General features: G+C 37.9%; 13 protein-coding genes. 10 read left to right on the top strand and 3 right to left on the bottom strand.

Annotated elements, in window-relative coordinates:
* Positions 1-19 precede the first annotated feature (19 nt).
* From RTL21_RS03835 to RTL21_RS03800, 8 genes are all read left to right on the top strand, one after another.
* Positions 20-1,582, top strand: a complete 1,563-nt coding sequence (locus tag RTL21_RS03835; RefSeq protein WP_235251951.1) for an ABC transporter substrate-binding protein — start codon at positions 20-22, stop codon at positions 1,580-1,582.
* 204 nt (positions 1,583-1,786) lie between these two features.
* Positions 1,787-2,737 (top strand): ABC transporter permease, encoded by a 951-nt coding sequence (locus RTL21_RS03830; protein WP_235251950.1) that lies wholly within the window; start codon positions 1,787-1,789, stop codon positions 2,735-2,737.
* Between the two features lie 59 nt (positions 2,738-2,796).
* On the top strand, positions 2,797-3,702 hold the full coding sequence (locus RTL21_RS03825; protein WP_235251949.1) for an ABC transporter permease: 906 nt from the start codon (positions 2,797-2,799) through the stop codon (positions 3,700-3,702).
* A gap of 15 nt (positions 3,703-3,717) precedes the next feature.
* Positions 3,718-4,737 carry an ABC transporter ATP-binding protein gene (locus RTL21_RS03820; protein ID WP_235251948.1) on the top strand — a complete coding sequence of 340 codons (1,020 nt, stop codon included), beginning with the start codon at positions 3,718-3,720 and terminating at the stop codon, positions 4,735-4,737.
* Positions 4,724-5,719 (top strand): ABC transporter ATP-binding protein, encoded by a 996-nt coding sequence (locus tag RTL21_RS03815; protein WP_235251969.1) that lies wholly within the window; start codon positions 4,724-4,726, stop codon positions 5,717-5,719. Before RTL21_RS03820 ends, RTL21_RS03815 begins: the two co-directional genes overlap by 14 nt.
* Before the next feature lie 51 nt (positions 5,720-5,770).
* On the top strand, positions 5,771-7,036 hold the full coding sequence (locus RTL21_RS03810) for a M20/M25/M40 family metallo-hydrolase (RefSeq protein ID WP_312093494.1): 1,266 nt from the start codon (positions 5,771-5,773) through the stop codon (positions 7,034-7,036).
* A 31-nt stretch (positions 7,037-7,067) separates the two neighbouring features.
* Positions 7,068-8,411, top strand: coding sequence for a M20/M25/M40 family metallo-hydrolase (locus RTL21_RS03805; protein ID WP_312093492.1), 1,344 nt, complete (start codon positions 7,068-7,070; stop codon positions 8,409-8,411).
* Between the two features lie 148 nt (positions 8,412-8,559).
* On the top strand, positions 8,560-8,733 hold the full coding sequence (locus RTL21_RS03800; RefSeq protein ID WP_312093490.1) for a hypothetical protein: 174 nt from the start codon (positions 8,560-8,562) through the stop codon (positions 8,731-8,733).
* A gap of 107 nt (positions 8,734-8,840) precedes the next feature.
* Here RTL21_RS03800 and araA read toward each other — a convergent pair whose 3' ends face one another.
* The 3 genes from araA to RTL21_RS03785 are packed head-to-tail and all read right to left on the bottom strand — an operon-like array spanning position 8,841 to position 12,630.
* A complete protein-coding gene (gene araA, locus RTL21_RS03795; RefSeq protein ID WP_312093488.1) occupies positions 8,841-10,259 on the bottom strand; it encodes an L-arabinose isomerase in 1,419 nt (472 codons plus the stop codon).
* A gap of 42 nt (positions 10,260-10,301) precedes the next feature.
* Positions 10,302-10,997: an L-ribulose-5-phosphate 4-epimerase gene (locus tag RTL21_RS03790; protein WP_312093486.1), complete on the bottom strand. Its 696-nt coding sequence runs from the start codon at positions 10,995-10,997 to the stop codon at positions 10,302-10,304.
* A gap of 19 nt (positions 10,998-11,016) precedes the next feature.
* The gene (locus RTL21_RS03785) at positions 11,017-12,630 is read right to left on the bottom strand and encodes a xylulokinase (RefSeq protein ID WP_312093484.1); all 1,614 of its coding nucleotides are present in this window, start codon (positions 12,628-12,630) and stop codon (positions 11,017-11,019) included.
* Positions 12,631-12,983: 353 nt separating this feature from the next.
* Here RTL21_RS03785 and RTL21_RS03780 point away from each other — a divergent pair, with 353 nt between their 5' ends.
* Both RTL21_RS03780 and RTL21_RS03775 read left to right on the top strand, forming a co-directional pair.
* Entirely contained in the window at positions 12,984-14,093 is a 1,110-nt protein-coding gene (locus RTL21_RS03780; RefSeq protein WP_312093482.1) for a GntR family transcriptional regulator, read from the top strand.
* Positions 14,094-14,261: 168 nt separating this feature from the next.
* The gene (locus RTL21_RS03775) at positions 14,262-16,091 is read left to right on the top strand and encodes a hypothetical protein (protein ID WP_312093480.1); all 1,830 of its coding nucleotides are present in this window, start codon (positions 14,262-14,264) and stop codon (positions 16,089-16,091) included.
* Position 16,092 lies beyond the last annotated feature (1 nt).

Below are 16,092 nucleotides of genomic sequence, written 5' to 3'. Positions count from 1 at the left end.
TAAGTGAGGGGAATAGGCTTTGAAAAAGTTAGCAATGATTATTTCCGTTTTATTTTTACTGATTAGCGTTGGGTGTAGTAAGTCCACAGGCTCTGAAGGAACTTCAAGTGAAGATTCTTATGGAGGGAGTTTAAATATTGCTATCAGTGTGCAGCCGCCAACACTTGATGCTCATTTGACTACCTCGTCTGATGCCATTGAAATAATGAGAAATATATATGAGACATTGGTTACTCAAAACGAGGACCAACAAGCAGTACCGATGCTGGCAGAATCGATTGAAACTAGTGAAGATGGTTTAACTTATACATTTAAGCTAAGGAAAGGAATGAAGTTTCATAACGAAAAAGAAATGACTTCAGAAGATGTTGTTGCTTCTATGAATAGATGGCTAGAGCAATCCTCTCGAGCAAAATTATTACTCAGTGGAGGAAAATTTGAAGCAGTGGATGAGTATACAGTCACATTAAAACTAGCTGAAGCAGTAACAGATGTTTTAGATATTATGGCAGGAAAAGGGCAGTTCCCGGCTATCATGCCATCTGAAGTAATAGCAGAGGCTGGTAAAGATGGTGTTACTGAATATATTGGTACAGGTCCTCTTAAGTTTGTGGAATGGAAGCAAGATCAATACATCAAGTTAGAAAAGTTTGCTGATTATGTAGCATCAGAGGAAGAAACTAGTGGTCTATCTGGCAAAAAGACAGTCTATATAGATGATGTTACGTATCATATTGTTCCAGATTCCTCTACAAGACTAGCTGGTATTCAAACAGGTGAATACGACATTGCCAATAGCATGCCATTTGATAACTATGAGCAATTAAAAAATACACCAAATCTTAAAACCTTCGCATCATTTGATTCTGGAACATTAAATGTAGCTTATAACAAAAAACAAGGAATAATGACTAATCCTGAGATAAGAAAAGCGATTAATACAGGCATTAATGCGAATGCTATTATGCTTGCAAGCTTTGGCAGTGAAGATTTATACAATTTGGATCCTGGTTATATGAGTCCAGAGCAAAAAGACTGGGCTACGGATGCGGGGAAAGAAGTCTTTAACTTAGGTGATGTAGAAAAAGCGAAGCAAATGCTAAAGGATGCTGGCTATAATGGCGAAGAAATTATTCTTTATTCAACAAGGGATTATGACCATCAATACAATTCCTCTGTTGTATTAAAAGAACAGTTAGAACAAATGGGAGTAAAGGTGTCACTTGAACTGTATGATTGGCCAACATTAACCGAAAAACGTGCAAATCCAGAAAATTGGGATTTATTAATTGTAGGTACTGGCTATGTTACCACTCCTTCGCAATTATTAGTGGTTAATCCAGATTATGTAGGTTGGACAAATGATGAAACAATGACGAATTCTTTGCAAAAGATTCGCACAGCATCAACGAAAGAGGAAGCAAAAGAACTTTGGGCAGAGATGCAATCCTATATGTGGAATGACTATGTTCCTTATACCCTATTTGGACATTATGCAAGTATTATCACAGCTACAGATAAATTGGAGGATTTCACTGTATTCCAAGGACCTATTCTATGGAACGTAAAAAAAACGCAGTAAACTAGATCTTCTTAATAACTCGCTTAAATAGGACGGGATTTTTCTACCATACTGTCTCTACTTAAGCGGGTCTCTCTAGCTAATAACCTATTGAAAGGAAATTTTTCAGTGGGGAAGAAAAAACGCTTAAGAGAATTTCATCTAATGAAATAAAGGGATGAAGAAATTGTAGTGATTTTCATCGAATGTAAAGGAGGAAATTAGATGAAAATGTATCTTGTTAATCGATTGTTTTCTTTAATACCCGTTTTATTTGTCGTATCGATTGTCATCTTTTCCATTATTCACTTAACACCTGGAGATCCTGCTGCTGTTCTACTTGGAGAGGAAGCGACGGAACAGCAAATTAAGGAATTGCGCATGGAAATGGGATTAGATTTACCAATCATCGAACAGTATTTTAACTGGATAAAAGGAGCGGTTCAAGGTGATTTTGGTGTTTCTTATTTTATGAAAATGCCTGTCCTTGAAGCGATTACCAGTCATCTTGGTCCAACGATATCTGTAGCTATATTGGCTGGCGTGATTTCGCTTGTCTTTTCTTTGCCGCTTGGAATACTAGCTGCAATGCATCGAGGGACAGGAACGGATCAGACAATAATGGGGATTTCTTTATTGGGAATGTGTGTGCCTAGTTTCTTGTTAGGACTGTTTTTAGTATTGATTGTTGGCGTTCAGCTGCAATGGTTGCCTGTAGCAGGATATCGACCATTAAGTGAGGGTATATGGGAACATTTTAAATATTTAATTTTGCCATCCATTTCCCTTGGAGCTATGCATACAGCTTTAATCTCACGGATGTCTCGCTCTAGTTTATTAGAGACTTTAAATACCAATTATATAAAAACTGCAAGAGCTAAAGGAGTTACTGAAAAACTTATCATTTATAGACATGCCCTTCGAAATGCCTTTCTTCCTATATTAACGGTTATTGGTCAAACCTTTGGCTCATTAGTAGCTGGAGCTGTTGTAACAGAAACCATCTTTAATATTCCGGGAATCGGGCAATTAATTATTAATTCAGTCGAACGAAGAGATTATGCAGTTATCCAAGGCGTGGTGCTATTTGTGACCTTCATCTACGTCATTATTAATTTAATCGTCGATTTATTGTATGGTGTCGTGGATCCAAGGGTGAGATTGGAGAGACAATAAAAGCTTATGAGAAAAACATTTATATTCTTTAGCGAAAAAACAACAGAGGAGGGGAATCGATGAGTGTATTAGAGCGGGATTTGAAGTTTATCGAAAGTAAGAATGATTTAAAAAAGCAGCAACGTCTTTTACTTTTTCAAAGAATTATTGGAAATAAACTGATTGTAACAGGGGGAATTATTCTAACGCTTTTAACATTAATAGCACTTATTGCTCCGATCGTTGTTCCATATGGTCCTTATGAAATGCAAGTGGAAAACCGTCTGAAAGCACCAAGTGCCGAACATATACTTGGAACAGATAACTTTGGCAGAGACTTACTTTCCCGAATTGCATACGGCGCAAGGGTTTCCTTAGGAATAGGAGCATTGGTGGCTTTTTTTGCTTGCTTAATTGGCTTAATTATTGGGTTGCTCGCAAGCTATTATAAAACATTGGATAATATTCTGATGCGTATTTGTGATGGATTAATGGCGATTCCTGGAGTTTTATTGGCCATCGCTTTAGTGGCAGCACTAGGACCATTAAAGCAAAATGTAGTCATTGCCCTTGTAATTGTTTTTATTCCTAACGTAGCTCGAATTGTTCGGTCTACGGCATTGGTTATAAGAGAAGAAACTTATATTGAAGCGATTAGAGCCCAGGGAGCAAGTACTTGGAGAATTATCGCTCTGCATATTGCTCCAAATACGATTTCTCCATTAGTTGTTCAAGCATCGTTTATTTTTGCAGACGCCATTATTACAGAAGCAGCACTAAGCTTTTTAGGTGCAGGTATTCCAGCCCCGAGCCCAAGTTGGGGAAATATATTGTATGATGGGAAAATTGTTATCTTTAACGCGTGGTGGATGACTGTATTTCCAGGGATTCTTATTATTCTATCCGTACTGGGACTAAATTTATTAGGAGATGGTCTAAGAGATTTATTAGATCCTAATGTAAGCAAAGGAAAAAAAGGAAGATAGTAAGGAGGGAAGGATATGAGTTCGGATACGTTATTGGATGTGCAAGACTTAAAAACCCATTTTTATACAGAAAGAGGAAAAGTGACCGCTATCGATGGTGTCTCCTTTCAAATTAATAAAGGGGAAATCGTGGGAGTAGTAGGGGAATCAGGCTGCGGGAAAAGTGTTACTTCCCAATCGGTTCTGCGTCTTTTTGATGAAAAGCATCTCGTGAAATATGAAGGACAGATTTTTTTTGAAGGAGAGACAGATATATTAAAGCTTTCCAAAAGGAAAATGCAGATGATTCGCGGAAATGATATTTCCATGATTTTTCAAGATCCCCTTAGTTCTTTAAATCCTGTGTTAACAATCGGTTTCCAAATAGCGGAGGCGATTATGCTCCATCAAGATGTGACGAAGAAGGAAGCATATGAGAAAGCAATTGAAATGCTAAAGCTCACTGGAATACCAGCACCGGAAAAGCGGGTTCATGATTATCCTCATAATCTATCAGGCGGTATGAGGCAAAGAGTCATGATTGCTATGACATTGGCATGTCAGCCTAAATTACTTATCGCTGATGAACCAACGACAGCTTTGGATGTGACGATTCAAGCGCAAATATTGGATTTAATTAGTGAGCTTAATCAAAAGCTGGAGATGGGCGTCATGTTTATTACCCATGATTTAGGGGTGGTAGCAGAGCTTTGTCATAGAGTAGTAGTTATGTATTTAGGTCAAATAGTAGAAGAGGCGAGTGTAGAAAGCTTATTTGAAAGGCCGCTTCATCCTTATACAAAAGGATTAATCAAGTCTATTCCGCAAATGGAAGGAGATCGTTCCGAAAAATTGCATGTAATCGAAGGCACAGTTCCTTCCCTTGATAAGGTACCTGTAGGCTGTAGATTTGCACCAAGATGCCCTTACGCCGATTCGTTGTGTTTAGAAAAGGCACCAGATTTAACCGAAACTTCTGCTAATCAAAAGGTTCGATGCTGGCATTATGAAAAAATAGCACAAGAGGAGGAATGTTATGCAAATGTTTCAAGCTAACCAGGAAGAGAAGAAAATCCTGTTAGATGTACAAGGATTAAAAAAATACTATCCTGTAAAAAGTCCTCTTGGGAAATTAGGAGGGATAAAGAATTATGTCAAGGCTGTCAATGATGTTTCCTTTCGATTATACGAAGGGGAGACATATGGATTAGTTGGCGAATCTGGCTGTGGTAAAAGTACAACAGGCAAAACATTGATGAGACTAACCAATCCAACTGAAGGTTCAGCTATCTATAAAAATCAAGATATTTTTCAGAAAAAAGGAAAAGAATTGAAAAAAATGAGAGAGGAAATCCAAATGGTTTTCCAAGATCCTTATTCTTCTCTTAATCCAAGAAAAAGAATTGGAAACACATTGGAAGAGCCACTATTGATTCATTCGATTGGTGATAAAAAGGACCATACGAATCGGGTCATGGATATTATGGGAAAGGTCGGTTTACAAGCAGATCACTATTATCGATATCCCCATGAATTTTCAGGAGGGCAAAGGCAGAGAATTGGACTGGCAAGAGCCCTTATTGCTAATCCGAAGCTAGTCATTTGTGATGAGCCTGTTTCCGCTTTAGATGTTTCCATTCAATCGCAAATTATTAATCTTATGCAAGAAATTCAAGAAGAGTATCGATTAACGTATCTGTTTATCGCTCACGATATTAGTGTGGTACGTCATATTTCGGATCGGATTGGTGTCATGTATTTAGGAAAAATGATGGAAGAGGCAACAACGGATGAACTATTTGCAAATCCATTGCATCCTTATACGAAAGCTTTGTTATCTTCTGTACCAATCCCAAATCCAAAAAGGAAGCGAGAAAAAATACAATTGAAAGGAGAGTTACCTTCTCCTTTGAATCCTCCAACAGGATGTGTATTTCATACAAGATGTCCATTTGCAATGGAAAGATGCAAGCAAGAAATACCTTTGAAATTACAAGTTAATGATAAACATATTGTTGCTTGTCATTTATATGATTGAACAAAGAGAAGAAGATTAAAAAATAGAAATGATGGAGAGGAGTTCATTTATATGGAAAATGTAGAACAAAAAACGGAGGGTATTACGGAAAAAGTAGAGCAAGTCTATAAAAAGCTTTCCCAGAATGAACAAGTCAAAAAGGCATTAGAGTTTTTAAAAGAAGACAATGATGCAACCACAGAGGAACAAATTGAGCTCACAGAAATAGAAGCACCAACCTTTGAAGAGAATGAAAAAGGAGAGTGGTATAAAAAGAGATTGGTAGAGCTAGGTGTTCAGGGAGTATCTACAGATGCTGTAGGAAATGTTTTTGGCGTGTTGCCCGGAAGTGGGAAAGGCCCCAAACTTGTTGTTTGTGCACATCTAGATACTGTTTTCCCAAGAGGAACAAATGTAAAGGCGGTACGAGAAAACGGCTTAATCTATGCTCCAGGAATTTGTGATGATGGGAGAGGGCTAGCCGTTGTCTTAACCATTATTCGCGCTATCACTGCAGCTGGGTTAAAGACAGAAGGAGATCTAATCATTGGTGCGTCAGTAGGGGAGGAGGGACTTGGAGATTTAAGAGGAGTGAAAGCGTTATTTGAAAATCGCGAAGATATAGATGGATTTATCTCAATCGAGCCAGGAGATCCAAGCCGCATTACTTACTTAGGTACAGGAAGCAAAAGATTTAAAGTGTTGTTTACAGGACCAGGTGGACATAGTTTTGGAAATTTTGGTATTCCAAGTCCGATTCATGCATTAGGGAGAGCGATTGCTAAAATTTCTGATTTGCAAACACCAGTTGAACCAAAGACAACATTTAATGTTGGCATGATAAAAGGCGGTACTTCTGTTAATACCATTGCTGAAACAGCCGAAATGTTAGTAGATTTACGTTCTAATTCTCAAGAAGAGCTCGAAGTAATTGAAAGTAAATTTTTGCATTTAATGGAGCAAGCGAAGGAAGAAGAAAATGCTCGATGGAATGTAGAGGCACAAGTTAGCGTGCAGATAGAAAAAGTAGGCGATCGTCCAGCTGGTTCACAAGATAAAAATAGTATGATTGTGCAAGCGGCTCGATGTGCTACATCAGCGCTTGGATTTGAACCGATTTTAGATAAAGCGAGTAGTACCGATTCTAATGTGCCTATTCATTTAGGTATTCCAGCATTAACCCTTGGTGGTGGAGGTGATGGTGGAGGATTCCATACATTACAGGAGTATTATGATCCGACAGATGGCCACATCGGTGCGCAAAAAATACTATTAACGATTTTAGGCTTAGTTGGAGTAGAACAGGTGACGTCTTCCTTATTGGAGAGAAACGAATAAAATGGTAAATAGTATAAGGGAGAATCCAGCTATGAAAGAAGTTTATCAATATATAGAAGATAATAAAGAGCTGTATGTAAAGTGGCTGCTTGATCTTTGCAAGCAGCCAAGTGTAGCCGCTCAAAACCGTGGTATAAAGGAAACGGCAGAAATGGTTGAGAATCATTTGAAAAACTTAGGAGCGGAAGTAGAGTTAGTGGCAACAGGAGGAAATCCGGTTGTCTATGGGGAGATAAAAAGTGGCAAGGAGAAGAAGACTCTTTCTTTTTATAATCATTATGATGTCCAGCCAGAAGACCCGATTGATCAATGGCTAAGTGATCCTTTTTCTCCCGAAATCCGTGAAGGAAAAATATATGCTAGGGGTATAGCGGATAATAAGGGGACACTTCTCTCTAGAATCTGTGCTGTCCATGCTTATCAAGAAGTATATGGTGAACTGCCTATTAATCTGAAGTTTTTGGTAGAAGGAGAGGAAGAGATCGGCAGCCCTCATTTAGATGAGTTTATTACTAATAATCCAGAAAAAATCCAAGCTGATGGATGTATTTGGGAAAATGGCTTTAAAACAATGGATGGAAGACTACAGATTACTTTAGGCTGCAAAGGAATGTTATATGTAGAGTTAAGAGCCAAAGGGGCAAATATTGACCTGCATTCAGCGAAAGCAGCCATTGTGGAAAATCCGGCTTGGAGACTAGTATGGGCGCTTTCTACGTTGAAAAACACGAAAGAAGAAGTGTTAATAGAAGGATTTTATGATAAAGTCAAACCTTTAACAAAAGAAGAAAGAAAGCTGACAGAAGAAATGGAGCTTGATGAATCAGCTGATTTAGAAAATTTAGGGTTAAAAAGCTATGTTAATAATTTAACTGGCTTTCCTTTAAAAGAAAAATTAATTTTTCAACCAACCTGTACGATTTGCGGAATCGAATCTGGATATACAGCAGAAGGATCTAAAACGGTTCTTCCCTCCATAGCAAAGGTCAAACTTGATTTCCGTCTAGTATCAGAACAAGATCCCCAAGAGATTTACGATCTATTGATCAAGCATTTAGATAAACACGGCTTTGGTGACATTGAAGTTATTAAGTTAAAAGGACAAAGAGCCGGAACAACTGAATTAACCGATCCACTTGTCGAAAAAGTTGTAAGCACTGCTGAGCAGTTCTATGACCAAAAACCACAAGTCCTGCGCTCACAAGCTGGAACAGGTCCTATGTATAATCTTTGTCAAAAATTCGGCATCCCATCCCTTGGATTTGGTGTAGGCAATGCCACCTCCCAAAACCATGCTCCAAACGAAAACATAAACCTAACCGACTATATAGAAGGCATAAAGTTTATGGCATCGGTATTACGCAGTTATGCATAGGAGCATCTAAGTTTTGTGGGAAACAGAGGGACGGTTCTTGTGAGGTCATTTGACCTACAAGAACCGTCCCTTTTTCTTTTTCCAAATAAATGAAACTAATGGCAAGACAAAAGCGTATGTTAAATAGTATAAAATTGGAGGTGTTAGAATGATATTTTTATTCTTATTTGCACCAGTAGCCATTATGATAGGGTTAGTATTATATTTCGAAAAGAAATCTGGCATGACAGCCCCTGTTGAAAACAAACAAGCAGAAAAATTAGGAGAAGTTGTTCATTACAATCGCGTTAATTCCAGCGGTGGACCAGGAGGAATAGGTTGATTCAATGAAGAAGAAACAGAGGAACGGTTCTTTTTGAGATCATTCGACTCATAAGAACCGTTCCTTTTATTTTACAAAGTGGGACAAGGGACCTGTCCCCATGTCCCTTATTTAATGACAACGTAATCTAAATCGACGAGTTTTGCGTAGGTGATGATTTGGTCTGTTGTTAGGTTTAGGGATACTACTGTATGGTGACCGCCGCCATTCTCAATCCAAGCCTTCACTCCGTCTTGGAAGTTTGGTTTGATGTCCCATAGTACACGAGCTACTGGTAGATTTGGTGCTGGAACAGTTGGTTCAAATGCAGAAACTTCATTAATTAAAAGTTTATAATGTGTGCCGAAGTCAGCCATGGAAACAACTACTCCGTCTCCTGCTTTTCCATCAAATACTAGACGAGCTGGGTCTTCTCGATTGCCAATGCCTAATGGTGAGACGATAATTTTTGGTTTGTTGCTTGCTAAAGTTGGGTCTACTTCAAGCATATGGGATTGAAGTACTGCTTCTTGTCCTTCTGCTAATTCATACGTATAATCTTCCATAAATCCTGTTGATTGGTTATGGCTCATTACTTTTAGGAGACGATCAAGTGCAGCTGTTTTCCAATCTCCTTCTCCAGCAAAGCCATAGCCTTGTGCCATTAAACGTTGGACAGCAAGACCAGGAAGCTGTTTCATGCCATATAAATCTTCGAAGTTAGTTGTAAAGGCATTGTATTCGCCTTCGTCAAGGAAACGCTTAATCGCAATTTCATAGCTTGCTTGTACTTTAACACTTGCTTCCCAATCTTCTTTACTATAGTTGCCATAATCAAAATCATAAAGTGTTTCATATTCGGCAAATAAATCATTAATTTCTTCTTCTGTTACAGCGTTCACGTATTGAACAAGGTCTCCAATGGCAAAGTAGTCAACTGTCCATCCGAATTGTATTTGTGCTTCAATTTTATCTCCATCTGTAACGCCAACATTACGCATATTGTCTCCAAAACGAGCTATCTTAATATTAAAACTTTCGTTATATGCTACTGCTACATCCATCCAATCGGCAATTTGCTGTTGTACGAATGCTCGTTGCCAGTATCCTACAACCACCTTATTTTGTTTATTCAAACGAGCGTTGATAAAACCATATTCACGATCACCGTGAGCCGCTTGGTTTAAATTCATAAAGTCCATATCAATCGTTGCCCAAGGGATACTTTCATTGTATTGTGTGGCTAAATGAAGCAATGGTTTTTGTAATAGTTTGGTTCCGCGAATCCACATTTTCGCAGGAGAGAAAGTGTGCATCCATGTGATGACACCAGCAATTTCATCTCGGTAGTTGACTTCTTTCATGATGCTTGTGATTTTATCAGCATTAACCGCTAAATCTTGTAGAACAAGTGGGTAAGGTAAAATTCCGCTTTCATTTAAAGCATCAGTCATTCTTTGTGCGTTTGCTTTTACTTCTCCTAACGCTTCTTCTCCATATAGATGCTGTGAACCTACGACAAACCAGAATACTTTATTCGTTGACATTTAATTTCCCTCTTTTCGATTTATAAGTTTAGTAGTTTACGATTACTTTTGACCGTAATAGGCATTTTTTCCATGTTTACGTAAATAGTGTTTATCTAAGATGCGTTGAGGCAATTCTTCTGAAAAACGGTTTAATTCTCGAGTAAATAAATTCATTTTTGCAACTTCGTCTAACACGACGCTATTCATGACGGCGGAATGAACATCTTTTCCCCATGTGAAGGGACCATGACCATGTAGTAGTACTCCAGGAATAGCTAAAATATCTAATCCGCGTTCTTCAAAGGTTTCGATGATTACGTTACCAGTTTCCGCTTCATAGCCACGATCAATTTCTTCTTGCGTTAAATAGCGAGCACATGGAATGGAGCCATAAAAGGTGTCTGCATGAGTGGTGCCCATTGCCGGAAGGTCAAGACCTGCCTGCGCCCATATTGTTGCCCAAGTGGAATGAGTGTGCACGATGCCACCGATTTCTTGATAATGCTTATAAAGTACTGCATGAGTAGCTGTATCGGAAGAAGGTCTGAAATCGCCTTCTACTACATTCCCATCTAAATCAATAACAACCATATCGCTTGGTTTCATTGTTTCATAGTCAATACCACTAGGCTTGATAACGAATAAACCACTATCGCGATCAATCGCACTTGCATTCCCCCATGTGTATTTCACAAGTCCTTGCTTAGGCAACTCTAAATTTGCATAAAATACTTCTTCTTTTAGATGTTCTAACATATTAAAACCCTCCGTTTCCTTACTCGTGAATCAAATTTTCAACGGCAGCTTTCTCTATAGCTAGCCCTTTTTTATAACGGTCAATAAATGCTTCGAATCCTTCTACGTCAAAGCGATCAGGATAAATTTCTTGCTTATCCACCTCTTTAAATACCTTTTTGTCGAGGAAGTCTTCTAAACTATCATTTTGATCTTTATTCATCATATAAGAAGCAAGAATAGCTATTCCCCATGCACCGCCTTCACCGGCAGTTGCCATTACAGAAACAGGAGTATTCATGGCAGCAGCAACAATTTTTTGGCCAACAACAGGAGTCTTAAATAAACCACCATGACCTAAAATGCTATCGATTGCCACATTTTCTTGTTTTGTTAATATATCCATTCCAATCTTCAATGCACCAAAGGCAGAGAAGAGATGTGTGCGCATAAAGTTTGCTAAAGTAAATTTACTTTCTGGTGAACGGACAAAGAGTGGTCGTCCACTTTCTAATCCTGTAATATTCTCACCTGAGTAATAACCGTAGCTTAGCAAGCCACCACCATCTGGATCCGCTTCCAAAGCAGTACTTAATAAGGCTTCAAATAATTTATTCATATCTACCGTTTGTCCCATTGCCTCTGCAGATTCACGGAATAGTCGCATCCATGCATTTAAATCACTTGTACAGTTGTTTGCATGAACCATCGCAACTGGACTGCCATCTGGTGTTGTTACTAAGTCGATTTCTGGATAAACCTTTGTAAGCTCTTTTTCTAATACAATCATTGCAAAAACAGAGGTTCCAACAGAAACATTTCCAGTACGTTTTCTTACGCTATTGGTTGCAACCATCCCTGTGCCAGCATCGCCTTCTGGCGGACATAGGGGGATACCAGGCTGTAAGTTCCGAGAGCGATCGAGAATTTTTGCCCCTACTTCTGTTAGTACACCTGCTTGCTCCCCTGCGGTTGCAACTTTAGGAAGGATATCTTTCAGCTTCCAAGGGTATTCCTTTGTAGCAATTAACGAATCAAATTGTTCAATCATTGCTTGGTTGTAATCCTGCGTTGTTTCATCAATTGGGAACATACCTGAAGCATCCCCAATGCCTAGCACTTTTTTGCCAGTTAATAACCAGTGGATATACCCAGCTAAAGTGGTAATATGTTCAACACGCGGGATATGTTGTTCTTCATTCAAAATTGCTTGGTAAAGATGTGAAATGCTCCAACGTTCTGGAATATTGAATTGAAAGGTATCAGTTAATTTTTTTGCAGCAACACTAGTTGTTGTATTGCGCCATGTCCGAAATGGAACAAGTAGTTCCCCTGTGTTATTGAAGGCCATATATCCATGCATCATCGCAGAAAATCCAATAGAACCAACTGTGCGAATGGTGACACCATAATTACGCTCAACCTCTTGCTTCATTTCACTATAAGCTGTTTGTAGACCGTTGATAATATCTACTAAATTGTACGTCCAAAATCCATCTTCCAACAGATTTTCCCACTCATAACTTCCTGATGCGATGGTTTCATAGCTATTATCAATTAATACCGCTTTAATCCGCGTGGACCCGAATTCAATTCCCAGTGAAGTTGCTCCATCAACGATTGCCTGTTTCATGTTTATTTGATTGGTTTTCATATATTTCCCCCTGACAGCGATTTCATCAATTGTAATCGAATGGAGATGCTTTTGTTTAATTAGTACATATCCACCATATTATATGTACGTACTTTTGTCAATTGAAAATATAAATGTACACACAAATAACGAATGTGGATATATATTGACTCAATTTTAGTATTTTCATACAAAAGGCATTGTACTGATTTAATCGGAAAAATCAATAAAGTAGAAAGAAGAAACATTTGTACGTAATTTGTATGGTTTGTTATGTGATATTTTATTTTATTCATACGTATGCTAAAATATGACCATACAAATATCGTGATTAAAAATTTGAATGGAAAACAACATTGAAGGAAGTGCGTTAAATGAAATTAAAGTATCAGATCATAATTGATGAGATAAAGAGTAAAATTCTTTCAGGTGACTACCGTGTTGGAGAACAAATTCCTACTGAGTCGATCCTGCAAGAAAAGTACCAAGTTAGCCGCCATACTGTTCGAAAGGCAATTCTAGAATTAGCAAATGACGGGTATCTTAGAAGCGAAAAAGGATCTGGTACTTATGTTAGTAATCTATATCAGTCAAAAACGAGTGGGAAATCTAAAGGGAAAACGATTGGTGTTATAACAACCTATATTTCTGATTACATTTTTCCTTCTATTATCCGTGGCATTGAAGGGAGATTGAATGTAGAAGATTATTCGCTGCTCTTAGCTAGTACAAATAATGATGTGGAACAAGAAAAGAAAGCATTAGAAATGATGCTGTCATTTGGTGTAGATGGTTTAATCGTAGAACCTACGAAAAGTAATGTATACAATCCTAATATTGCATATTACTTATCATTCAAAGAACAGGATGTTCCATTCATTATGGTTAATGCTTATTACGAGGAATTAGAAGTACCCTACTTTTGTCTAGATGACGTACAGTCAAGCTATCTCGCTACAAATGAATTAATTGCAAAAGGGCACACAAAAATTGGCCTCATTGCAAAAATGGACGATTTACAGGGAAAGTTCCGTATGAAAGGATATATAAAAGCACTGGGAGAAGCCAAGCTGCGATTTCAGGCAGAGCATGTTTTTTCTTTTACTACGGAGACGAAGCTAGATTTAAATATAAACTTGAAAGCGTTCTTGAATGAACATATAGAAGCGATGACTGCCATCGTATGCTATAACGATGAGGTTGCTTTAGAAGTTGTAAATGTATGCAGACAACTTAATATCTCGATTCCAGAAAAATTATCTATTATAGGTCAGGATAATTCTTATATTGCTAAAAATGCAAACATCAAACTGACCACCTTAACACATCCCCAAGAGCAAATGGGACATGATGCAGCCGATTGGATCATAAAAAAAATCCAAGGGAAAAAAGAATTGCAAAACGAAAACTACTATCAACCGCAATTAATAGAAGGAGAAACGGTTAAAGATTTAAAAGGGGAAGCAGAGGGACGATTCTTGTGAGGTCACAAGAATCGTCCTTTTTTCATATTAATCTTCTTATTTTACTTAAAAGTCTTTCCTATAAGAGAAAGATAGTATTTAATAGAATGAAGGAAATAATTAGTAGAAAATGGATGAATATACTATCCTATTCATTTTTGACATAAAAAGAAGAAAAGGGAGGTCAGCATGGGGTTTAGAGATGGTTTAAAACATGATATGCAAAACTTGAAAAAGGATATTGAAAAAGAGGTTCAGAGGGCCTGGACCATTGAGTATAAAGGGCATTGTATTGAAGTCGTAAATAAAATGAAAGAGGAATCTCTTCTCATTGATGGAGTAATAGTCGCTTCCAATAGACGGAAATCTATTTTTTCGCATCTTCTTCCTTACGCAAGTTTATCAGGGATTCTTACGTTGGAGAATGGAAAAACGCATAAAGTCTCTGTTAAAATTGGTGGCTATATAAGTCTCAACTGTATCATTAAAATCGATAACGAAACGATTATGAATGAATCAGAAAAGCTTGAATTTCTGCCATGGGAGCATAAAGACAAAATTATTCCTTTTATACAAAAGCAGGTTCAAGAAAATACTAGAATAGTAGATGGACGCTTGCCAGATGATGACTACTTTTTTGGTACAGGTAAGCCGAGGCTAGATCCTGGCCTTTTTGATTTGATTATCAATGAACCAAAGACGCCGTTTTTTGTGAGCAAGCTTATGAAACTTTTTAAAGAGCAGTCGGAAAATCCGACTGTAAAAGCAAGAAAAGCGACATACGACCAAATTATTTTTGACCATATTGCTATCTATCGAGATGAGATCATTCAGGAATTAGGACAACTTGCATTTGATGAACATGTGCTACAGCAAGAGGCATTGTGGCTTCTCGAGCATGCTGCACATAGAGATGTTGTTAAATTTGCAATTCTTATACTCGGCTTTACTAATTGTGAGGAACATCAAGAGCTGTTATATACAATTGGCTTACACGATGAATTTACGGCATATGCCATTTTCGCAATAAGAAGTGGAGGGAAGGGAGTAAATGACCAAATATGGAAACTAGTTCAGTCTGTTCATGGATTGGGAAAAATGACAGCAATTGAGCTAGTGGAAGCCAAAACGCCAGAAATGAAATATTGGCTGCTAACAAAAGGCTGTGAAAATAGAAGATTTACTGATTTTATGGCCCTTCGTTGTGCTACAAAGGGAGAGCTTGATGTAGCGCTCTATGAAAATAGTATTTCGAAGGAACTATATACTGGAGCAGCTATGATTATTGAGGGATTATTAGATGAATCAAATCCAGACGGCATTAATCACTATCCTTATGCTGGTGCTGTATTGTCACGTTTCCTTCACCATGCACAAGCTCATTGTGATACCTTGGAGGATTTCTATCCGATTATCAAAATTAGTGAATTTGTAAATGCGGATGAAGAAATTTGGGAGGATCGATTAAACGAGCAATGGAAACAGCATGAACGTACAGCGCTTCAAGAAGCAGTTCAGCCCTATATTAATAATCCTAAATGGTCACAGCTGGCAATGGATGCTTTGCAACAGAGTGAGGAAATTGATTTCCGCTCGATTGAGATTGCACGATTCTATCAATTGGACATCACTGCTCTATTATTTGAATGGCTAAAGAAGGAGCCAACAAACAGTATGTTGTTTTTGGCCATAATGGATACAAGAGAGTTACAGCCTATTAAGGATCTCTGTGCCTTTGCGCAATCGCAGTTTTCTTTATCAAGCTTATCAATAGAAGAACAGAACTGTCTCGAATGTATCATACAAGATTTACACGAATTCGATGGCATAGGAATACCATTAGTTCAAGCAGCACTCAAATCAGTAAATGAAAACTTACGCTTGCACGCATTAAGTGTATTGACAGAATGGTCAACAACCTTTAGAAAACAAGCCGAGATACAACAAAGCCTTAATATAATAGCAACCACTACAAAAGATAAAGAAGAACGGAAATTGGCTAAGCTGTTGTTGAAATAGG

Origin of the sequence: Niallia sp. (assembly GCF_031978665.1) — a bacterium.
Taxonomy (GTDB): Bacteria; Bacillota; Bacilli; order Bacillales; family Cytobacillaceae; genus Niallia.
This window is presented reverse-complemented; position numbering and strand designations above follow the sequence as displayed.